General features: G+C 74.8%; 19 protein-coding genes. 10 read left to right on the forward strand and 9 right to left on the reverse strand.

Annotation, left to right across the window (positions count from 1 at the left end):
* The 7 genes from HGCM_RS16205 to HGCM_RS00405 all read left to right on the forward strand — a co-directional run.
* Positions 1 to 257, forward strand: a 257-nt coding sequence (locus HGCM_RS16205; protein WP_040398897.1) for an acyl-CoA carboxylase biotin carboxyl carrier protein subunit, incomplete at its 5' end; no start/stop codon positions are given.
* A 12-nt stretch (positions 258 to 269) separates the two neighbouring features.
* Positions 270 to 782 carry an NUDIX hydrolase gene (locus HGCM_RS00380; protein ID WP_019134917.1) on the forward strand — a complete coding sequence of 171 codons (513 nt, stop codon included), beginning with the start codon at positions 270 to 272 and terminating at the stop codon, positions 780 to 782.
* A gap of 176 nt (positions 783 to 958) precedes the next feature.
* Positions 959 to 1,819 carry an iron uptake transporter permease EfeU gene (efeU, locus tag HGCM_RS00385; protein ID WP_019134918.1) on the forward strand — a complete coding sequence of 287 codons (861 nt, stop codon included), beginning with the start codon at positions 959 to 961 and terminating at the stop codon, positions 1,817 to 1,819.
* Between the two features lie 74 nt (positions 1,820 to 1,893).
* Positions 1,894 to 3,093, forward strand: a complete 1,200-nt coding sequence (efeO, locus tag HGCM_RS00390; protein ID WP_019134919.1) for an iron uptake system protein EfeO — start codon at positions 1,894 to 1,896, stop codon at positions 3,091 to 3,093.
* Between the two features lie 7 nt (positions 3,094 to 3,100).
* Positions 3,101 to 4,474 (forward strand): iron uptake transporter deferrochelatase/peroxidase subunit, encoded by a 1,374-nt coding sequence (efeB, locus tag HGCM_RS00395; RefSeq protein WP_019134920.1) that lies wholly within the window; start codon positions 3,101 to 3,103, stop codon positions 4,472 to 4,474.
* A gap of 101 nt (positions 4,475 to 4,575) precedes the next feature.
* Positions 4,576 to 6,540 (forward strand): endonuclease/exonuclease/phosphatase family protein, encoded by a 1,965-nt coding sequence (locus HGCM_RS00400; protein WP_019134921.1) that lies wholly within the window; start codon positions 4,576 to 4,578, stop codon positions 6,538 to 6,540.
* A 109-nt stretch (positions 6,541 to 6,649) separates the two neighbouring features.
* Entirely contained in the window at positions 6,650 to 7,171 is a 522-nt protein-coding gene (locus HGCM_RS00405) for a hypothetical protein (RefSeq protein ID WP_019134922.1), read from the forward strand.
* 2 nt (positions 7,172 to 7,173) lie between these two features.
* Here the strand turns inward: HGCM_RS00405 and HGCM_RS00410 are convergent, their stop codons facing one another.
* Complete coding sequence (locus HGCM_RS00410; protein ID WP_040398898.1) at positions 7,174 to 8,607, reverse strand: NAD(P)H-quinone dehydrogenase; 1,434 nt, start codon at positions 8,605 to 8,607, stop codon at positions 7,174 to 7,176.
* Between the two features lie 202 nt (positions 8,608 to 8,809).
* Here HGCM_RS00410 and HGCM_RS00415 point away from each other — a divergent pair, with 202 nt between their 5' ends.
* From HGCM_RS00415 to HGCM_RS00425, 3 genes are all read left to right on the forward strand, one after another.
* Entirely contained in the window at positions 8,810 to 10,717 is a 1,908-nt protein-coding gene (locus tag HGCM_RS00415; protein ID WP_019134924.1) for a DUF4914 family protein, read from the forward strand.
* Positions 10,718 to 10,751: 34 nt separating this feature from the next.
* Positions 10,752 to 11,603 (forward strand): purine-nucleoside phosphorylase, encoded by an 852-nt coding sequence (locus HGCM_RS00420; protein ID WP_019134925.1) that lies wholly within the window; start codon positions 10,752 to 10,754, stop codon positions 11,601 to 11,603.
* An 87-nt stretch (positions 11,604 to 11,690) separates the two neighbouring features.
* Positions 11,691 to 13,538, forward strand: coding sequence for a phospho-sugar mutase (locus tag HGCM_RS00425; protein WP_019134926.1), 1,848 nt, complete (start codon positions 11,691 to 11,693; stop codon positions 13,536 to 13,538).
* Positions 13,539 to 13,626: 88 nt separating this feature from the next.
* Here the strand turns inward: HGCM_RS00425 and deoC are convergent, their stop codons facing one another.
* From deoC to HGCM_RS00465, 8 genes are all read right to left on the reverse strand, one after another.
* A complete protein-coding gene (gene deoC / locus HGCM_RS00430; protein ID WP_019134927.1) occupies positions 13,627 to 14,313 on the reverse strand; it encodes a deoxyribose-phosphate aldolase in 687 nt (228 codons plus the stop codon).
* A complete protein-coding gene (locus HGCM_RS00435; RefSeq protein ID WP_019134928.1) occupies positions 14,310 to 15,437 on the reverse strand; it encodes an adenosine deaminase in 1,128 nt (375 codons plus the stop codon). The genes deoC and HGCM_RS00435 overlap by 4 nt, the downstream gene beginning before the upstream one ends.
* Positions 15,434 to 15,655, reverse strand: a complete 222-nt coding sequence (locus tag HGCM_RS00440; protein WP_019134929.1) for a hypothetical protein — start codon at positions 15,653 to 15,655, stop codon at positions 15,434 to 15,436. Before HGCM_RS00440 ends, HGCM_RS00435 begins: the two co-directional genes overlap by 4 nt.
* Positions 15,656 to 15,749: 94 nt before the next feature.
* Positions 15,750 to 17,042 carry a thymidine phosphorylase gene (locus tag HGCM_RS00445; RefSeq protein ID WP_019134930.1) on the reverse strand — a complete coding sequence of 431 codons (1,293 nt, stop codon included), beginning with the start codon at positions 17,040 to 17,042 and terminating at the stop codon, positions 15,750 to 15,752.
* Positions 17,039 to 17,467, reverse strand: a complete 429-nt coding sequence (locus HGCM_RS00450; RefSeq protein ID WP_256998706.1) for a cytidine deaminase — start codon at positions 17,465 to 17,467, stop codon at positions 17,039 to 17,041. Before HGCM_RS00450 ends, HGCM_RS00445 begins: the two co-directional genes overlap by 4 nt.
* Entirely contained in the window at positions 17,464 to 18,756 is a 1,293-nt protein-coding gene (locus tag HGCM_RS00455; RefSeq protein ID WP_019134932.1) for an ABC transporter permease, read from the reverse strand. Before HGCM_RS00455 ends, HGCM_RS00450 begins: the two co-directional genes overlap by 4 nt.
* Positions 18,753 to 19,991, reverse strand: coding sequence for an ABC transporter permease (locus tag HGCM_RS00460; RefSeq protein WP_019134933.1), 1,239 nt, complete (start codon positions 19,989 to 19,991; stop codon positions 18,753 to 18,755). Before HGCM_RS00460 ends, HGCM_RS00455 begins: the two co-directional genes overlap by 4 nt.
* On the reverse strand, positions 19,988 to 21,655 hold the full coding sequence (locus HGCM_RS00465) for an ABC transporter ATP-binding protein (protein WP_019134934.1): 1,668 nt from the start codon (positions 21,653 to 21,655) through the stop codon (positions 19,988 to 19,990). Before HGCM_RS00465 ends, HGCM_RS00460 begins: the two co-directional genes overlap by 4 nt.
* Positions 21,656 to 21,730: the final 75 nt, after the last annotated feature.

A 21,730-nucleotide genomic window follows, 5' to 3' on the forward strand; every position in this document is an offset into this window, starting at 1 on the left:
CGGCGCGGCGCGGCGCGGCGCGCGCGGCGAGCGGCGGCAACGGCACGACGCTCACCTCGCCGATGCAGGGGACGATCGTCAAGGTGGCCGTCGCCGAGGGCGACGACGTGGCGGAGGGCGACCTCGTCGTGGTCCTCGAGGCGATGAAGATGGAGCAGCCGCTGGTCGCGCACCGCGCCGGCAAGGTCACCGGGCTCGCCGCCGGCGTGGGCGCGAGCGTGAGCGCCGGCACCGCGATCTGCGACATCGTCGGCTGAGCGTCCGCTGACGTGACGCACGCCGCCGGCCCCGACCCGGTCTCCGGCCGCCCGCCCGCGCGCGAGCGGCGGCCCGGGGACGGGTGGGTGGAGTGCGCCTGCGGGCAGCGGCACTGGGGGCTGCACGGCGCCGCCGGGCTGCTGCTCGTCCGCCGCGACGCCGACGGGAACCCCGTCGCGGTCGTCCTGCAGCACCGGGCGACCTGGAGCCACCACGGCGGCACCTGGGGCCTGCCCGGCGGTGCGCGCGAACCCCACGAGACGGCCGCGCAGGCGGCCGTGCGGGAGGCCGGCGAGGAGGCCGGGATCGCGCCCGAGGACGTCGTCGTGCGGTGGTCGTCCGTGCTCGAGCACCCCGACTGGTCGTACACGACGGTCGTCGCCGACGAGGCGCAGCCGGTGGAGCCCCACGTGGCCGACCCCGAGTCGCTCGAGGTGCGCTGGGTCCCCGTCGACGACGTCGCCGGCCTGCCGCTGCTGCCCGCGTTCGCCACCGCCTGGCCGACGCTGCGCGCCCGGCTCTGAGCGGCGCGACCGGGTCGAGCCCCGCCGGTCGAGCGTGGGCCAGGTCACACCGCCGGGGCGTGGACGCGTCTTGGCCCGCGCAGCGGCGCGGGAGTATCGTCCCGGCTCGGTGAGGTTAGCCTGACCTCACTGCGCGGGGTCCTCCTGCCCCGCGGACCGGCGACGACAGGCGCTCCATGCTCGCGAACTTCCTCATCGGCCTCCGCGAGGGCCTCGAGGCGGCGCTCGTCGTCAGCATCCTCGTGGCCTACCTCGTCCGCACCGGGCGCCGGGAGCTGCTGCCGGTGCTCTGGCTCGGCGTGGGCATCGCCGTCGCGCTGTCGCTGGGGTTCGGGGCCCTGCTGACCTTCGGGCCGCAGGGCCTGTCGTTCGAGGCGCAGGAAGCCATCGGCGGCTCGCTGTCCATCGTCGCCGTCGGCCTCATCACCTGGATGATCTTCTGGATGGCCAAGACGGCCCGGCACCTCAAGGCCGACCTGCAGCACAAGCTCGACGACGCGGTCTCGGCCGGCCGGCGCGCCGTCGTCGTCATGGCGCTGCTGGCCGTCGGCCGCGAGGGCCTCGAGACGGCGCTCTTCCTGTGGGCCGGTGCGCAGGCCACCTCGACCGGCGCGACGGGCCCGCTCGTCGGCGCGGCCCTCGGCATCGCCGTCGCGGTCGTCGTCGCCTGGCTCATGTACCGCGGGGCCGTGCGGCTGCAGCTGCGCACCTTCTTCGCCTGGACCGGTCTGTTCCTCGTCCTCGTCGCGGGCGGCGTCCTCGCCTACGGCGTGCACGACCTGCAGGAGGCCGGGATCCTGCCCGGCCTGGGCTCCCTCGCCTTCGACGTGTCCGCCCAGGTCCCGCCGTCCAGCTGGTACGCGACGCTGCTCAAGGGCGTCTTCAACTTCACGCCGGCGACGACGTGGCTGCAGCTCGTCGCGTGGGTCGCCTTCGTCGTCCCGACGCTGGTCGTCTTCGTCCGCACCACCTGGGGCGGTGCGCGCCCGAGCGTTCCCGCCGCCCCGCGCGAGGCGGGCGCACCCGTCCCGGCCTGACCCACGCCGCGACCCGCGCGCAGCCCGCGCACCCGATCACCGCCGCGGCCCCGGCCGCCCTCCTGAGGAGACCCATGTCCCGCACCGCCCGCGCGGCCGTCGCCGCCGCGCTCGCCCTGCCGCTGCTCGCCGCGTGCGTGCCGAACGCACAGCCCGGCGCCGCCGCGAGCAGCGGCGCGCCCGGCGCCCTCACCGTGAGCTCGACGGCGGACGCGTGCGTCCTGTCGTCCGCGAGCGCACCCAGCGGCACGCTGACGTTCACCGTCACCAACGACGGCAGCGACGTGACGGAGTTCTACCTGCTCGGCGAGGACGGCCTGCGGGTCGTCTCCGAGGTGGAGAACATCGGCCCCGGCCTCTCGCGCGACCTCGTCGTGCAGGCACGGCCCGGCACGTACTGGGCCGCGTGCAAGCCGGGCATGGTCGGCGACGGCATCCGCTCGGAGTTCACCGTGACGGACTCCGGCCAGGACGTCGGCCCCTCGGGTGACACCGCCGAGCAGCTGCAGGCCGCCGAGGCGTCGTACGTCGCGTACGTCAAGGACCAGGTGGGCGCGCTCGTCGCCGGGACGCAGGAGTTCGCCGACGCCTACGTGGCGGGCGACGACGAGCGCGCGCGGGAGCTCTACGCGCCGACCCGCGTGCACTGGGAGCGGATCGAGCCGGTCGCCGAGTCGTTCGGCGACCTGGACCCGCTGCTCGACCTGCGCGAGGCGGACCTCGAGGACGGCCAGGAGTGGACCGGCTGGCACCTCGTCGAGAAGGACCTGTGGCAGCCCGAGCCCGCCGCCAACGGGGGCGAGGAGTACACCCCGCTGACGCCCGAGCAGCGGCGCGCCGCCGCGGACGCGATCGTGGCGAACACCCGCACGCTCTCCGAGCAGGTCACCGACGCGGCGTTCACGTTCGAGGCGTTCCAGATCGCCAACGGCGCGAAGGAGCTGCTCGACGAGGTCGCGACCGGCAAGGTCACCGGCGAGGAGGAGATCTGGTCGCACACCGACCTGTGGGACTTCCAGGCGAACGTCGACGGCGCGCGCGTCGCGTTCGAGGTGCTCTCCGACGTCGTGAGCGCCGAGGACCCCGAGCTGGCCACGACCCTCGACCAGCGCTTCCGCGAGCTCGACGACCTCCTCGCCGAGCAGGGCTCGGTCGAGGACGGCTTCACGTCGTACGACGAGCTCACCGCGGACGAGGTGACCGCGCTGGCCGCCGCGGTCGACGCGCTCTCCGAGCCGCTGTCGACGCTCACCGCGACCGTGACGGGCGCCTGAGCCGCCGATGACCGAGCCCGCCGGCACGTCGACGCCCGCGCCCGAGAGGCGCGGGCTGTCGCGGCGTGCCCTGCTCGGCATCGGGGGTGGTCTGGTCGTCGGTGCGGCCGCCGGTGCCGCCGCCGGCGCGGCCGCGACCGCACCCGGCTCGGCCCCGGCACCGACCACCACGCCCGCGGCCCGGACCTACCCCTTCACCGGCCCGCACCAGGCGGGGATCACCACCCCGGCGCAGGACCGCCTGTACCTGGCGGCGTTCGACGTCACGACGACGGACCGCGACGCGCTCGTCACGATGCTGCGGCGCTGGACGGTCATGGCCGCGCGCATGACGCAGGGGCTGCCCGCCGGCCAGTTCGCACCGGCCGGCGGCCCGTACGACGCCCCGCCGGACGACACGGGCGAGGCGGCGGACCTGCCGCCGGCGGGGCTGACGATCACGTTCGGCTTCGGCCGCTCGCTGTTCGTGGACGGGTCGGGCCACGACCGGTTCGGGCTGGCCGGCCGGCTGCCCGCCGGTCTCGTCGAGCTGCCGCACTTCCCCGCGGACGACCTCGACCCGGCGCGCAGCGACGGCGACCTCGTCGTGCAGGCCTGCGCCGACGACCCGCAGGTCGCGGTGCACGCCATCCGCAACCTGTCCCGCGCGGCGTTCGGCACCGCCCGCATCCGCTGGACGCAGCTCGGCTACGGGCGCACGTCCTCGACCTCGACGGCCCAGCGCACGCCCCGCAACCTGTTCGGCTTCAAGGACGGGACCGCCAACCTCAAGGTCGAGGAGGCCGCCGCCGTCGAGGAGCACGTGTGGGTGCCCGCGCGCGCCGCGTCCGAGGATGCGGCCGACGCCGCGTGGCTCACCGGCGGCACGTACCTCGTCGCCCGGCGCATCCGCATGCACATCGAGACGTGGGACCGCACCTCGCTGCGCGAGCAGGAGGCGGTCGTGGGCCGGACGAAGGGCGAGGGCGCGCCGCTGTCCGGCGGCACCGAGTTCAGCGAGCCCGACTTCGCGACGACGGGCCGCGGCGGTGAGCCGCTCATCGCGGCCGACTCGCACGTGCGCCTCGCGCACCCGAGCCAGAACGACGGCGTGCGCATGCTGCGCCGCGGGTACAACTTCACCGACGGCAACGACGCGCTGGGCCGGCTCGACGCCGGGCTGTTCTTCCTCGCCTTCGTCGTCGACCCGCGCACCCACTACATCCCGATGCAGACGCGGCTCTCGCGGCAGGACGGGCTGATGGAGTACCTCGTGCACACCGGCTCCGGGCTGTTCGCGGTGCCGCCCGGCGTGCCCGACGGCGCGCTGCCCACGGGAGCGGACGGCGCACCGGTGCTGACCACGGACGCCCCGTTCGTCGGCGAGGCGCTGTTCGCCTGAGGGCGCTGCGCCGGACCGGTCCGGAAGGGGCGAGGCCGGCGTCGGGTCGGTCGTCGGGGCCGGGGCGGGCGGCGCGCCGCGCGGCGAGTACCGTCGCCGTCGTGAGCGACGAGCCGACCCGACCGACCGTCACCCCTCCCGACGCCGGCACGCCCACACGGGTGTGGCTCGTCGCCTCGTCGACGGTGCTGGCGCTGGAGCTGGTCCGCGCGAGCGGACCGCTGCTCGACCGAGCGTTCACAGCCGGCGTGGTCGACGCGGCGCTGACCGCCGTCCTCACCTACGTCGCCGTCGGGCTCGTCGTCGGGCTGGCGCTGCTGGCGACCGGTCGGCGGGACGGCACGCCCAGCGGGCGGACGGTGCTGGAGGCCGCGGCGCTGGCCCTCGTCGCCCGGCTCGCCGCGCAGGCGGTCCACGGCGAGGCGCGCGTCTGGGTGGGGCTCGCGGCGGTGGCGCTGGCGCTCGGTGCGCTCGCCGTGGCGGTGTCCTTCGTCGCGGGCCGGCCGTCCGGGGGGCGCCAGGCGGCGACCGGTCTGCTCATCGGCTGCGGCATGTCCGTCGGCCTGCAGCTGCTCCTCGGCACGTGGGACGCGCTGTGGCGCAGCGACTGGACCGGGTGGGTCGTCGCGCTCGTCCTGGCGTTCGCCCCGCTCACCGCCGCGCGCGCGCTCGCGCCGCAGCAGGGGCGGCCCGCCACGGCGACCGGCCGGCCGCGCCGGCTCTGGGCCCTGGGGCCGTTCCTGGCGCTCGCCGCGATGGTGGTCGCCAACCCCGCGTTCGCGGCGTCCCAGTCGGGCGTCGCGCTGGGCACGGCGGGGGTGTTCCTCATCGGCGCGCACGCGACGGGTGCGTGGCTCATGCTGCGGCCCGAGCCGTGGCGGGGCGGCTCGCGCGTCGTCGCCGCGGTGCTCGTGGTGCTGGCGGCCGCGGCGTCGTTCTGGGCGACCGGGCCCGCGGCGCTCGTCGCGGTCGGGGTGCTCGTCGCCAGCGTCGGCATCGTCCTCGGCGGCACCCTCAGCACGCACCGTCCCGCGCCTCCCGGCGTGCTGCGCGCGACCGGCGCCGGCGCGGTGCTGGGTCTCGGCGTGATCGGCCCGCTCCTGCTCTACATGCTCGACTACGACGTCCCGCTGCCCGTCGACAACGCTTGGGTGGTCGTGCTGGCCGCGCTCGTCCTGGCGCTCTCCGGCCTGCGGCAGCGCACACCCGGCGTGGTGCCCGGGCAGTCGAACCCCGAGCGCCTGCCCGCCCGGGTCAACTCGGTGCGGCTGCTCGTGATCCCGAGCGTGGTGCTCGGGCTCGTCGGGGTGCTCGTCAACGGCACGCATGTGGACGGCCCCGCGGTCCCCGCGCGGGCGGCCGGCGACGAGCTCACGCTGCTCAGCTGGAACCTGCACTACGGCGTCTCGCCGCTCACGGAGGTGGACCTCGAGGGCATCGCCACGACGATCGAGGAGCAGGGCGCCGACGTCGTGACGCTGCAGGAGGTCGAGCGCGGCTGGGTGTTCGGCGGCGGCGCCGACATGGCGACGTGGCTCGCGCACCGGCTCGGGATGACGGTGCAGTTCGCGCCCGCCGCCGACCGCCAGTTCGGCAACGCGGTCCTCGCGCGCAGCGGGCTGACGGACGCCGTCGTCACCGAGCTCCCGTACGGCGCGGGGCCGCAGGCGCGCTCGGCGCTGACCGCCACCGTGACGACCGCCGGCGGTGCGTCGCTCCGGTTCACCTCCGTGCACCTCCAGCACCGGGAGTCGAACTCGCCGACGCGCCTGGAGCAGCTCGACACCCTGCTCGCCGCCGTCCCGGTCACCGGGCCCGCCGTCCTGGCGGGCGACCTCAACGCCGAGCCCGGCTGGGACGAGATCGCGCTCCTGGAGGACGCCGGCTGGGTCAGCGCCGTCGACACCGTGGGCGACCCGGACGCCCTCACCTCGCCCAGCACCGACCCGCAGCACCGCATCGACTGGGTCTTCGGGCAACAGGTCGCGTTCACCAGCGCCGACGTCCTCACCGGCCGGACCGAGTCCGACCACCTCCCCCTCGTCGTCGCCCTCCGCGCGGGCTGACGGCCGCACGGGCGGCGCGCGTCCGCCGGACGGGTGAGATCGCCCGGCGACGGGTCGAGGCAGTCCGGCGACCGTTACCGTCGTCGCACCCGAGACGAGGAGCGTGCGCGTGGTCCCCCAGGAGGAACCGCCGAGCCCGTACGTCGCGGGCATCCTCGACGACCGGGACGCCGTCGTCGCGCACCGGCCGTGGTCGACGCTGCTGCTGCTGGCGCACGCGGTGGTGACGGCCGCCGGGGCCGCGGGGCTCGTGGTCGCGATCGTCCTCGCGGCCACGGCGATGCGTCCGCCGGCCGACCCCGACGCCATCCACGAGCCGTACGGGCTGGTCATCGGCGCCCTGCTCGGCGTCGCGGGCCTGGTCGCCGTCGGCCTCGGGGCCGGGTTGTGGGTGGCGGCCGCCGCGGCTCGGCGGTCGGCCGACGCCGGCAGCTCCGGCTCCCTGCGCGTCCTCGCGATCGTCGCCCTCGTGCTGGCGGGCGTGGTCGCGGCGGCGCTCGTCACGGCGGGAGGCCTGCTCGGCCTGCCGCTCGCGCTCGTCGTCTGCGGGCCCTACGCGGCGTGCGCCGTGCGGCTGCTGCGCGCCACCTCGACCGCTCCCGACCGGTGGCCGGGGGCGCTCGCGCGCTGAGGTCAGTCGATCTCGCGGTGGTGCAGCATGCGCGCGACCTCGGCGATCGTCCCGCTCATCGAGGGGTAGACGGTGATCGCGGACGCGATCTGGTCCGTCGTCATGCGGTGCGTCACGGCCAGCGTCAGCGGGAACACCGACTCGCTGGCGCGCGGCCCGACGAGCACCGCGCCCTGGATCACGCCGGACGTCGGGTGGGCGAAGACCTTGACGAAGCCCTCGCGGACGGCCTGCATCTTCGCGCGCGGGTTGCGGGCGAGCGGCAGGGTCGAGGTGACGTAGTGGATGCCCTCGGCCTGCATGCGCGCCTCGGAGAGGCCGACGGTGGCGATCTCGGGCGCGGTGAAGATGTTCGCCGAGACGCCGCGCAGCGACAGCGGCGAGACGGCGTCGCCGAGCGCGTGCGCCATGGCGATCCGGCCCTGCGTGGCGGCAACGGACGCGAGCGGCAGCACCCCGGTCACGTCGCCCGCCGCGTAGACGCCGCGCACCGACGTCCGCGAGACCCGGTCGACGTCCACGTGGCCCGTGGGCGTCAGCCGCACGCCGGCCTCCTCCAGCCCGAGCCCGGAGGTCGTGGGGATCGAGCCGACCGCGAACAGCACGTGCGACCCCTCGACCTCGCGCCCGTCCGCGAGCGTCACCACGACGCCGTCGGCGGTGCGCCGTGCGCCGGCGGCCCGCGAGCGCGACAGGACGGTCATGCCGCGGCGGCGGAACACGTCCTCGAGGAGGTTGGCGGCGTCGGCGTCCTCGCCGGGCAGCACCCGGTCGCGGGACGAGACGAGCGTGACGTCGGAGCCGAGCGCGGTGTACGCGCCGGCGAACTCGGCGCCGGTGACGCCCGAGCCGACGACGACGAGCCGCTCGGGCAGCGACGTCAGGTCGTACAGCTGCGTCCACGTGAGGATGCGCTCGCCGTCGGGCCGGGCGGTGGGCAGCTCACGCGGCGTCGCGCCGGTGGCGACGAGGACGACGTCGGCGTTCAGCACCTCGTCGTCCGCCCCGGTGGGGGTGGAGACGACGACCTTCGACGGCCCCTCGAGCCGGCCCTGGCCGAGGACCACGCGGACGCCCTCCCGCTCGAGGCGGGCCCGGATGTCGGCGGACTGGGCCGCCGCGAGCGCCTTGACGCGGGTGTTGACGGCCGCGAGGTCGATGCGCGCGTCCGTGGGCGAGGCGGGCCCGCTGACCCGGATGCCGAGCTCGGGCGCCTGCTCCGCGATGGTCATCCACTCGGCGGTCGCGATGAGCGTCTTCGACGGGACGACGTCGGTGAGGACGGCGGCACCCCCGAGCCCGGTGCGCTCGACCACGGTGACGTCGGCGCCGAGCCGACGGGCGACGAGTGCCGCCTCGTAGCCGCCGGGTCCGCCGCCGACGACGACGACGCGGCTGTCCTGCTGCACGGGGGTGGGGTCGGTCACGGCCCCCATTGTGCCGTGCGGCGCTGCTGGTCGCGCCGTCGGCGCCGGTGGGGCAAGCGACCGAGGTCCCAGGCGGGCCGGCGAACGGTTCGTAATCTGCGGGTCAAGTGCCGACCATGAGGGCGTCGATCCTCGCCGATCGGGCGCGACCAGGGCGCGACGTCGCGCCGCAGCTCCCCACCGTTGCTGCCACTCCCGAAGGAGGACGACCATGGGCGCCATCCCGTCGGTCCACCTGCCCGCCGCGGTCCGCGAGGCCGTGGACGCGTGCCGGAACGTCATCGTCCCGACGAGCCGCGAGGAGCTCTACCGCCTGAGCCTCGGGCCGTACGGCGGCCCGGAGCACCAGGTCGCGTACGACGTCGCGGGCCGCCGCGTGGTCGAGGCGACGGTCACCCGGTGCCGCAACGGGATCGCGGTGAACTACCTCGAGGACTACATGCGCCGCCGGGACCCCGACTGCATGCGCATCGCCGACGACCTGCCGACCGACAAGCCGCGCTACCGGGACGTGTTCGGCGAGGAGTTCGCGCCGACGAAGCAGGCGACGCTCGACTGGCTCGCGGAGCAGGACCTCGTCCTCGTGCCGTTCACCGCCGGCGGGCCACGCTTCGGCTACCCGTCCGTGGCGCTCGTCCCGGCGAACGCCGCGTTCTTCGCGCTCACGCTCGTGGACCTGCAGGGCTGGGTGTCCTTCGACGAGCTGCTCGAGCGGCACGGCGACTTCGCGCCTCGCTCGATCCTGTACGTCGCGCCGCCGTTCCGGCACAGCCGCTTCGGCGGCCGGCAGGTCGTCGTCCACGACCGGACGCCGGACCTGCACGAGGTGTTCGCCTACAACCTGTACCCGGGGCCGAGCGCCAAGAAGGGCGTCTTCTCGGTGCTGCTCGACATCGGCGAGCGCGAGGGCTGGATCACCGCGCACGCGTCGTCCGTGCGCGTGACGACCCCGTACGACAACGAGACCGTCGTCATGCACGAGGGCGCCTCGGGCGGCGGCAAGTCGGAGATGTGCCAGGAGCTGCGCCGCCAGGAGGACGGCCGGATCCTGCTCGGGACGAACGTCGTCACGGACGAGCCGTACGTCATCACGCTGGCCGAGTCGAGCGCGCTCGCGCCGGTGACCGACGACATGACGCTGTGCCACCGCGACCTGCAGGACGGCGACGGGCGGCTCGTGATCGCCGACGCCGAGGCGGGCTGGTTCGTGCGCGTCGACAACCTGCGCAGCTACGGCGAGGACGTGCTGTTCGAGCGCGCGTGCATCCACCCGAAGCAGCCGCTGGTGTTCTACAACATCGTCGGCATGCCGGACGCGACCGCGCTCCCCTGGGAGCACACGCCGAACTCCGACGGGACGCCGAACTCGAACCCTCGGGTCGTCATCGACCGGACGGCGATCCGGGACGTCGTCAGCGAGCCGGAGCACGTGGACGTCCGGACGTTCGGCGTCCGCATGCCCGCGTGCACCCGCGACGCACCCACCTACGGGATCATGGGGATCATGCACGTGGTGCCGCCGGCGCTGGCGTGGGTCTGGCGGCTGGTCGCCCCGCGCGGGGACAAGAACCCGTCGATCGGCGAGTCGGCGTCGGAGGCCCGGGCGATCGCGCACGGCGGGCTGGTGTCCGAGGGCGTGGGCTCCTACTGGCCGTTCTCCACCGGCACCAAGGTCGCGGCCGCGAACCTGCTGCTGCACCAGCTCGTCGAGACGCCCTCGACCCGCTACGTGCTCACGCCGAACCAGCACATCGGCGCCTACAAGGTCGGCTTCGCCGCCGAGTGGGTCACCCGCGAGTACGTGGCCCGCCGCGGCGGCGGGCGGCTGCGGCGCGAGCAGCTCACCCCGGCGCGGTGCCCGCTGTTCGGGTACGCGCTCAAGGAGATGAAGCTCGACGGGCAGCACATCCGGCCGACGTGGCTCGCCCCGCACATGCAGACCTTCGTCGGGACCGAGGCCTACGACCGCGGCCGGGAGATCCTCACGTCGTTCTTCCAGGCGGAGCTCGCGCCGTACCTCACCGACGACCTCGACCCGCTGGGGCGGGCGATCATCGAGACGGTGCTGCGGGACGGCACGGTCGAGGACTACGAGGCGCTGACCCCGCTGCACGTGTGACGGGTCCCGGGTACCGACCAGTAGCCTTCGGAGCATGAGCGACGCAGCCACCGGCGCCGGCCCCGTGCCGGACCTCGACGACCCCACCACCGACCCGTCCGACGTCGCGCGCGCCGCGGCCGCGCGGATCGCGGAGCTCACCGGGGTCGAGCGGCACGACGTCGCGCTCGTCCTCGGCTCCGGCTGGGGCGGCGCCGCCGACCTGCTCGGCGAGACGGTCGCGGAGGTCCCGGCGACCGACGTGCCGGGCTTCACGGCCGCCGCCGTCGTCGGGCACGTCGGCACGATCCGGTCCATCCGGATCACCGGCACCGGGAAGCACGCGCTCGTCCTCGGCTCGCGCACCCACCTGTACGAGGGCCGCGGCGTGCGGCGCGTCGTGCACGGCGTGCGGACCGCGGCGGCGACGGGCGCGACGACGCTCGTCCTGACGAACGGCTGCGGCGGCCTGAACCCGGCGTGGAAGCCCGGCACCCCCGTGCTCATCCGCGACCACATCAACCTCACCGCGACCTCCCCGCTCGAGGGCGCGACGTTCGTCGACCTCACCGACCTGTACTCCGCGCGGCTGCGCGCGGTCGCGCACGAGGTCGACGGCTCGCTCGACGAGGGCGTGTACGTGCAGTTCCGCGGGCCGCACTACGAGACGCCCGCCGAGGTGTCCATGGCCGGCCGGATCGGCGGCGACCTCGTCGGCATGTCCACGACGCTCGAGGCCATCGCCGCCCGGCACGCCGGCCTCGAGGTGCTCGGGATCTCGCTCGTGACGAACCTGGCCGCGGGCATCAGCGCCGAGCCCCTCTCGCACGCCGAGGTGCTCGAGGCGGGCCGCGCCGCGGGCGAGCGGATCAGCGCGCTGCTGGCCGACGTCGTCCGGCGCATCTGAGCGTCGGGGCACGGTCGCGCGGCCGGTCCGCCGGACCCGGGACCGTCGGCCCTGCGACCCCCTGACGGCGCGACTACGGTGGAGCCCATGACCGCATGGCCCGACCTCGAGGCCCAGGTCAGGGCCTGGATCGACGACGACCCCGACCCTGACACCGCCGAGGAGCTGCGCCGGCTCCTCACGTTCGCGACCGACGAGCCCGTCGGCCTCGCGCGGGGAGCCGACCCGGACCCGACGCAGCGCCAGGTGCTCGACACCCGGCACGCCGCGCGCGAGGAGCTCGCCGACCGGTTCGCCGGCACGCTCGAGTTCGGCACCGCCGGGCTGCGCGGGCGCCTCGGCGGCGGGCCGAACCGCATGAACCGCGCCGTCGTCATCAAGACCGCGTCCGGCCTCGCCGACTACCTGCTCGGCGAGCTCGACGGCGTCTCCCCGCCGCCCCGCGTCGTCGTCGGCTACGACGCCCGCCACAAGTCCTCCGACTTCGCGCGGGACACGGCGGCCGTCATGACCGCCGTCGGCATCGAGGTGCTGCTCCTGCCGCAGCCGCTGCCGACGCCCGTGCTGGCGTTCGCCGTCCGGCACCTGCAGGCCGACGCCGGCGTCATGGTGACGGCCTCGCACAACCCGCCGCAGGACAACGGCTACAAGGTCTACCTGGGCGGCCGCGTCGTCACCGGCTCCGGTCAGGGTGCGCAGATCGTCCCGCCGTACGACGCGGCGATCGCCGCCGAGATCCATCGCGTGCCGACGGTGGCGTCGGTGCCGCGTGCCACCTCCGGCTGGCAGGTGCTCGGCTCCGAGGTGGTCGACGCGTACGTCGCGTCCGCCGTCGCGCTCGGCTCCACCGGTCCGGAGGGCCGCGCGCTCGCCGGCGACCTCAAGGTCGTCCTCACGCCGCTGCACGGCGTCGGCGGAGCCGTCGCGCGGCGCGCGCTCGCCGGCGCGGGGTTCACCGACCTGCTCGTCGTCCCGGAGCAGTCCGAGCCGGACGGCGACTTCCCGACCGTGGCCTTCCCCAACCCCGAGGAGCCCGGCGCGATCGACCTGGCCCTCGGGCTGGCGGCGGACGAGCGCGCCGACCTGGTCATCGCGCTCGACCCGGACGCCGACCGCTGCGCCGTCGCGGTGCTCGACCCGCGCGCCCACTCCCACCGCGGCCCCGACACGGCGGCGGCGGACGGCTGGCGCATGCTGCACGGCGACGAGACCGGCGCGATCGTCGGCTCGGCCGTCGCGCGACGGCTCGCCGCAGCGGGCGCGGTCGACCCGCACGCGACGTTCGCGTCGTCGATCGTCTCCTCGCGGCTGCTGGAGAAGGTCGCGACGGACGTGGGCGCACGGTTCGCGCCGACCCTCACCGGCTTCAAGTGGCTGTCGCGGGTCGACGGCCTCGTGTTCGGCTACGAGGAGGCGCTGGGGTACTGCGTCGACCCGGCGAACGTGCGCGACAAGGACGGCATCTCGACCGCCGTCGTGGTCGCCGGGATCGCCGCGCGCGCGAAGGCCGAGGGCACCACGCTCGTCGCCCTGCTGGACGACCTGGCGCGCCGCCACGGCCTGCACCTCACCGACCAGGTGTCGGCACGGTTCACCGACCTCGACGAGATCGGCCGGACCGTCGACCGCCTCCGGTCCGCGCCACCCGCGACGATCGGCGGCTCGCCCGTCGAGTCCGTCGTGGACCTCGCCACGGGCACGGACGAGCAGCGGCAGGGCCTGCCCCCCACCCCCGGGCTGCGCCTGCTCACCGCGGACGGGACGCGCGTCGTCGTGCGGCCCAGCGGCACCGAGCCCAAGGTCAAGTGCTACCTCGAGGTGGTCCACGACGTCCCGGCGGACGCCGACGAGGACGCGCTCACGCACGCGCGCCGCACGGCCCGAGCCCACCTCGACGAGGTGGCCGCCGACATGCGGACAGCCCTGGGCCTGTGACGCGGGCGGGTCCCGCGCACCTGCGCGAGCGACCCGCGGGAACGAGCGGGCCGCGCCGGCGGACGACGCCGGCGCGGCCCCGCCCGGCTCAGTAGCCGGCGTCGGCCTCGAGCCCGGCGAGCACCGCCGCGGTGCCGGACAGACCGAGGCGCGTGGCGCCGGCGTCGATCATCGCGAGCGCGTCCGCGGCCGTCCGGATGCCGCCCGACGCCTTGACGCCGAGCCGGCCGCCCACCGTGCCGGCCATGATGCCGACCGCCCGCGCGGTCGCACCGCCGGCGGGGTGGAAGCCGGTGGACGTCTTGACGAAGTCCGCCCCGGCCGCCTCCGCGGCGCGGCAGACCTCGACGATCTCGTGGTCCGAGAGCGCCGCCGACTCGATGATGACCTTGAGCACCGTGGGCCGCGGCGCGGCGGCCCGGACGGCTGCGATGTCGGCCTGGACGTCGTCGAAGCGGCGCTCCTTGGCCGCGCCGACGTCGATGACCATGTCGACCTCGTCCGCCCCGTCCGCGACCGACCGGGCGGCCTCGGCGGCCTTGACGTCGCTGTGGTGCTTGCCGGACGGGAAGCCGCACACGGTGGCGACCTTCAGGCCCGGGGCGCCGGAGACGTCGACCGGCAGGAACGACGGCGAGATGCAGATCGAGTAGACGCCGAGCCGTCCCGCCTCCGCGACGAGCGCCTCCACGTCGGCGCGGGTCGCCTCCGGCTTCAGCAGCGTGTGGTCGACGAACCTCGCGAGCGCGGCGGCGTCGAGCGGGTCGTGCGTCATGCGCGGTGCCTTCCTCCCCGGGCGGCGGCGAACGCCGGCCGGATGACCTGGTCGATGAGCTGGAACCGGTCCTCGTGGTGCAGGAACGTGTGCGCGGCGGCCGTCACGGTGACGACCTCGAGGTCCTGCAGCGACCAGTCCGCCTCCTGCACGAGGCGCGTCATCTCACGGCTGAGCGACGTGCCGGACTGCAGCCGGTTGTCGGTGTTGACGGTCACGGAGAACCCGAGCCGCCGCAGCCGGGTGATCGGGTGCGCGGCGATCGACGCCGCGGCGCCCGTCTGCACGTTGGACGACGGGCACAGCTCCAGCGGGATCCGGCGGTCGCGCAGCCAGTGCGCCAGCAGCCCGAGCCGGTCGCCGAGCTCGTCGGCCGTGACGTCGTCGATGATCCGCACGCCGTGCCCGACGCGGCAGGCCATCGCGGCGTGCACGGCCTCGGAGATGGACTCGAGCCCGGCGGCCTCGCCCGCGTGCACCGTCACCGGGAAGTTGGCGTCGGCGAGCGTGGCGAACGCGGAGGCGTGCTTCGAGGCGGGGAACCCGTCCTCCGGCCCCGCGATGTCGAAGCCGACGACACCGGCCTCGCGGTTCTCGAGCGCCAGGCGCGCGATCTCGTCGGACCGGTCGAGGTGCCGCATCGCGCACAGGATCTGCCCGACGCGGATCGTGCGCCCCTGCTCGGCGGCCTCGGCGACGCCCTCGGCGAACCCGGCACGAACGGCGTCGACGACGTCCTGCAGGCTCAGACCCTCGCGCAGGTGCTGCTCCGGCGCGTAGCGGATCTCCGCGTACACCACGCCGTCGGCCGCCAGGTCGACGACGGCCTCGCGGGCGACCCGCTGGAGGTGGTCGGCGCGCTGCATGACGGCGGTCGTCACGTCGAAGGTCTTGAGGTAGTCGACGAGGTTGCCCGCGTCCGCGGACTCCACGAACCAGCGCTCCAGCTGCTCCGCGTCGTCCGCGGGCAGCTCGAGCCCGATCTCACCGGCGAGCTCCACGACCGTCGCGGGGCGCACGCCGCCGTCGAGGTGGTCGTGCAGCAGCACCTTGGGCAGGCGGGGGATCAGGCTGGCGAGGCTCACGACCCCGCCGTCGTCGCCTGCCGTGCGCGCGTCGCTCACGCGTCCTCGCTCTCGTCGTCGTCCGGAACCTCGGTGTCCTGCTCGATCACGTCCGCCTCCGCGGCCTCGTCGTCGCGGTCGGCACGTGCGAAACCAGGACGGTACTCCTCGGGGTCGCCCTCGGGGGGCACCTCGTCCGTCAGCCGCAGCGGCTCGTCGGGCTCGACCGGCTCGAGACCGGCGTCGTCGAGGGAGTCGGGACCGGGCACCGTGCTCATGTCGAACCTCCTGCTGGTCGGGCGGTGACGCTGCCCCCATCGTCCTCCGCGCGCCGCACGGGCGCACCCGCCCCGAGGCGGCCGCGGGCGGCGGTCAGGCGTCGATCCGGTCGATGACCAGGGGCCCGACCTCGACGGCGGTGCCCGCAGGCGCCACGTCGATGCCTCCGTCGAGCGCCTCGCGCGCCCGGCCGAACCGCTCCGGGGTGTCGGTGTGCAGCGTGAGGAGCGGCTGCCCCGCACGCACCGGCTCGCCGGGTCGCACGTGGATCTCGACGCCGGCACCGGCCTGCACCGGGTCCTCCTTGCGGGCCCGCCCGGCGCCGAGGCGCCACGCCGCGATCCCGACCGCGTAGGCGTCGAGCCGCGCCAGCACGCCGTCCTGCTCGGCCACGACCTGCTCGGTCTCGCGTGCGACCGGCAGGGACGCGCGCGGGTCGCCGCCCTGCGCCTCGATCATGCGGTTCCAGGCGTCCATCGCGCGGCCGTCGGCGAGCGCGGCCGCCGGGTCGGCGTCGGGACGGCCCGCGGCGTCGAGCATCTCGCGGGCGAGCGCGAGCGTGAGCTCGACGACGTCCGCCGGGCCCCCGCCGGCGAGCACCTCGACCGACTCGCGGACCTCGAGGGCGTTGCCGGCGGTGCGGCCGAGCGGCGTCGACATGTCCGTGAGCAGCGCGACGGTCGTGACGCCGGCGTCGGTGCCGAGGCCGACCATCGTCCGGGCCAGCTCGCGCGCCCGCGCCTCGTCCTTCATGAACGCGCCGGTGCCGACCTTGACGTCGAGGACGAGCGCGCCGGTGCCCTCGGCGATCTTCTTGCTCATGATGGAGCTGGCGATCAGCGGGATGGCCTCGACCGTCCCGGTGACGTCGCGCAGCGCGTACAGCTTGCGGTCGGCCGGCGCGAGCCCGGAGCCCGCCTGGCAGATGACGGCGCCGACGTCGTCGAGCTGGCGCATCATCTCGTCGTTGCTGAGCGCCGCGCGCCAGCCCGGGATCGACTCGAGCTTGTCGAGCGTGCCACCGGTGTGCCCGAGCCCGCGGCCGGACAGCTGCGGGACCGCGACGTCGAACACCGCCACGAGGGGCGCCAGCGGCAGCGTGATCTTGTCCCCCACGCCGCCCGTCGAGTGCTTGTCGGCCGTCGGGCGCGACAGCGACGAGAAGTCCATCCGCTCGCCGGTCGCGATCATCGCCGCGGTCCAGCGCGCGATCTCGGCGCGGTCCATGCCGTTGAGCAGGATGGCCATGGCCAGGGAGGACATCTGCTCGTCCGCGACCACGCCACGGGTGTACGCGTCCACGACCCAGTCGATCTGCGCGTCCGTCAGGCGCTTCCCGTCGCGCTTGGCGACGATGACGTCGACGGCGTCGAAGGCCTCGCTCATGCCCGCTCCTCCAGGTCGGCCGGACCGAACGCGTCCGGCAGGACCTCGGTCATCGGGCGCAGGCCGCTCACCGTCTCGACGACGAGCGACGGGCCGCCGTGCTCCCACAGGAGCTGGCGGCACCGGCCGCAGGGCATGAGCACGTTGCCGTGCCCGTCGACGCACGTGAAGGCCACGAGCCGTCCGCCGCCCGACATGATCAGTGCCGACACCAGCGAGCACTCGGCGCACAGGGTGACCCCGTACGACGCGTTCTCCACGTTGGCGCCGGTCACGACGCGGCCGTCGTCGACGAGGGCCGCGACCCCGACGGGGAACCGGGAGTAGGGCACGTACGCCTTGTGCATGGCCTCGGTGGCCGCGGCCCGCAGGCCGTCCCAGTCGATCTCGGTGGTGCTCTGGTGGTTCACGGGTGGTGCGCTCACTTCTTGTAGGGGATGCCCTCGGCGGCGGGCGGACGGACGCGGCCGACGAGGCCGGCGACCGCGAAGATCGTCGCGAGGTAGGGCAGCATGCCGAGCAGCTCGCTCGGGATGGGCGAGCCGAGGTTGTTGAGCACGCGGCGCAGCGCGTCGGCGGTGCCGAAGAACAGCGCCGCCGCGAACGCGCCCGTCGGGCTCCAGCGGCCCAGGATCATCGCCGCGAGGGCGATGTAGCCCTTGCCGCTCGTCAGCTCCTTGGTGAACGCCAGGCCCGCCGAGACGAGCGCCGCGCCGCCCAGGCCGGCGAGCGCCGAGCCCAGCACGGTCGAACGCACGCGGGTCGGGTTGACCTTGATGCCGACGGTGTCCGCCGCCTTCGGGTGCTCGCCGACCGACCGCAGCCGCAGGCCCCACCGCGAGCGGAAGACCATCACCTGCAGCACGATCACGGCGGCGTACATGAGGTACACCGTCAGCGGGTGGTTGAACAGCGCCGGGCCCAGGATCGGGATGGCCGACAGGCCGGGGATCGGGAGCTCGGGCAGCCGCGGCGGGGCGTTGAGGCCCTGCGGGTCGTTCGTCAGGACGGTCGAGAACAGGTAGTTCGTCAGGCCGATGACGAGCACGTTGAGGACGACGCCGACGATGATCTGGTCGACCCAGTAGCGGACCGCGAACAGCGCCAGGACCGCGCCGACGAGGGCGCCGGCGACGGGCGCCGCGACGAGGCCGACGTACGGGTTGCCGCTGATGGTGCCGACGACGACGGCCAGGAACGCGCCGGCGAGCAGCTGGCCCTCGATCGCGATGTTGATGACGCCCGACCGCTCGCACAGCAGGCCGGCGAGGGCGCCGAGGCACAGGGGGACGGCGAGACCGACCGCGTTGACGAGCAGCAGCGTCAGCGGGAAGGCGTTGCCGGTGCCGGCCACCGACCAGGCGAGCACCGCGAACAGCAGCACGACACCCGCGACCGCGTACCACCAGGCCGGGACGGACCGGCGGGCGCGCGCCCGCAGCAGCGCCAGGACGCCGATGGCGATCGCGACGAGCGACGCGAGCACGCAGGTGAGCAGCGACGGCACCGTGAACGGCGAGATCTGCCAGACGTCGCGGGACGTCGCGACGCGGAAGGTCGTCGTGTCCGCCGGGTCGATCGCGAGGGCGAAGACGACCAGCAGCACGACCGACAGGACCAGGACGACGAGCGGCCCGCGGTACTTGACCGGGGCGAGCGTCGACGCCTGCGCGGCCGGGGCCAGCGGGGCCTGGGGTTCGGCGAGGGCGGTCACGCGGCAGCCTTCTTCCGGTCGTAGCCGAACGGCACGGCCGCCCAGTGCACGAGCGAGAGCTCGCGCACCAGCGGCGGGGCCGCGATGAGCAGCACGATGACGGCCTGGATGACCAGCACCAGGTCGATGGGGGTGCCCGCCGCCGTCTGCATGAGCGGCGAGCCCGCGCGCAGCGCGCCGAACAGCAGCGCCGCGAGCACGGTGCCCAGCGGCCGCGAGCGACCGAGCAGCGCGACGGTGATCGCGTCGAACCCGATCGAGCCGGCCGAGCTGGCCTGGAACGTCTTGTCCGTGCCGATGATCTGCATCGCGCCGCCGAGCCCCGCCAGGCCGCCGGCGACGAGCATGACGAGCACGTACACCGTCGTCACCTTGATGCCCGCGGTGCGGGCCGCGTCCTGGTTCGCGCCGACGGCCCGGAACCGGAAGCCGATCGTCGAGCGCTCCATGAGCCACCAGACGCCGACGGCGGCGAGGATGGCGAGCAGGAAGCCCAGGTGCAGGCGGAACTGGTCCCCCAGCAGCAGCGGCATCACGGCCGTGTCCTTGACCGGCGGCGTGATGGGCCGGGTCGACCCCGGCTGGCGCAGGACCGACGTCGTCAGCAGGTAGGCGACGAGGTACGCGGCGATCGAGTTCAGCATGATCGTCACGATGACCTCGGACGCGCCGGTGCGGGCCTTGAGGAAGCCCGCGATGCCCGCCCAGATCCCGCCGGCGACGGCGGCCGCGACGCACACGACGATCACGTGCAGCCCCGCAGGCATGGGCACGGCGAAGCCGACCCAGGCGCCCGCCGCGGCACCGATGAGCACCTGGCCCTGGGCACCGATGTTGAACAGGCCGGACCGGAAGCCGATGCCGAGCCCGAGGCCGGCGAAGATCAGCGGCACCGACGAGACCATCGTCTCGGTGATCGGCCTGATCTGGCGCGCGCCGCTCGCCTGCGGGTCGAAGATCGCGCCCCGGAACAGCGCCGAGTACGTCGAGTACACCGCGTCCCACGCCGCACCGAAGAAGTCGGACGGCCGGGCGAACACGTAGACGAGGGCCTTCTGCGCGTCCGGGTCGGCCGCGACGACGAGCAGCGACGCGAGCACCAGCGCGATGACGATCGCGACGACGATGGTCGTGGCGGACGAGTCGAGGACCTGCTGCAGGTAGCTGCCCCGCTCGCGCGCGGGCTTCGTCGCCTGCGGCTCGGCGGGGGCGGGGGCTTGCGCGGTGGTGGTCACCGCTCCTCCTCCGTGGACGGGGTGGGGGTGACGGGCGCGGCCGGCGCGGGGGCGACCGGGGCGTCCTGCACGGGGGCGACGAGCGGGTCCGCGCCGGCGGCGACCTCGTCGGCCTCGGCGAGGGCGGTGTGGTGGCCGGCGGCCTGCTCGCGGGCCTGCTCGAGCGGCACGCCCGCCATCATCAGCCCGAGGACGTCGCGGTCGGCGGCGTGCCCGCCGTCGACCGTCCCGATGATCGTGCCCCGGTACATGACGGCGATGCGGTCGGCGAGGGCGAGGACCTCGTCCAGCTCGGTGGAGACGATGATCACCGGCGTCCCGCCGTCGCGCTCCGCGACGATCCGCTTGTGCACGAACTCGATGGAGCCGACGTCGAGGCCGCGCGTGGGCTGCGAGGCGACGAGCAGGCGCAGCGGGCGCGACATCTCGCGCGCCAGCACGACCTTCTGCTGGTTGCCGCCCGACAGCGTCGAGACCGGGTCCTGCACCGAGCCGGCGCGGATGTCGAACTCCTGCACGCGCGTCGCGGCGTTCGCGGCGACCTTCGCGGGGCTGAGCGACCCGGCGCGCGCGAACTGCGGCGACGTGTGCATGTCGAGCACGAGGTTCTCGGCGATCGAGAACGAGGCGATGAGGCCGTCGGTCGTCCGGTCCTCGGGCACGAAGCCGACGCCCGCCTCGATGACCTCGCCGACCGTGAGCGGGCCGAGGTCCGTGCCGTCGAGCAGCAGGTGGCCGGCGCTGGGCGAGCGCAGGCCGAGGATCGTCTCGGTCAGCTCGGTCTGGCCGTTGCCCTGCACGCCGGCGATCGCGAGGATCTCGCCGCGGCGCACGTCGAACGACACGTCGTCCACGACCGCGACCCCGCGGGCGTCCAGGACGGTGAGGTCGCGCACCTGGAACGTGGCGTCGCCGGGCTCGGCGGGCGCCTTCTCGACGGCCAGGGTGACGGAGCGCCCGACCATGAGGGAGGCGAGCTCGACCTCGGAGTCCTGCGGGCTCGCGGTGCCGACGACCTTGCCGCGGCGGATCACGGAGATCGTGTCGGCGACCGCGCGGACCTCGCGGAGCTTGTGGGTGATGAAGACGACGGAGGTGCCGGCCTCCTTGAGCTGGCGCATGATCCCGATCAGCTCGTCGGTCTCCTGCGGCGTCAGCACGGCGGTGGGCTCGTCGAGGATGAGGACCTCGGCGTCCCGCGACAGCGCCTTGATGATCTCGACGCGCTGCTGCACCCCGACGGGCAGGTCCTCGACGAGCGCGTCCGGGTCGACGTCGAACCCGAAGCGGTCGGAGATCTCCTTGACCCGGCGGCGCGCCTGCGCGAGGTCGATGAGCCCGCCGCCGGCGACGGGCTCGTGGCCGAGCACGACGTTCTCCGCGACGGTGAACACCGGGATCAGCATGAAGTGCTGGTGGACCATGCCGATGCCCGCCGCCATGGCCTCGCCCGGGCCCGCGAACGTGCGGGCGGTGCCGTCGACGACGATCTGACCGCCGTCGGGCTGGTAGAGCCCGTACAGCACGTTCATCAGCGTGGACTTGCCGGCGCCGTTCTCGCCGAGCAGCGCGTGGATCTCGCCCGGTTCGAAGGTCAGGTCGATGCCGTCGTTGGCAACGAGCGAACCGAAGCGCTTGGTGATGCCCTGCAGCTCGAGCCGCACGTCCGACCACCTTTCGTCTGTGGACCGACCCTAGGACCACCCGGGCCGGTGACGCACCGGGGGCCCGGGGCGAGT

The organism is Cellulomonas massiliensis JC225, from assembly GCF_000312005.1.
GTDB lineage: Bacteria > Actinomycetota > Actinomycetes > Actinomycetales > Cellulomonadaceae > Cellulomonas > Cellulomonas massiliensis.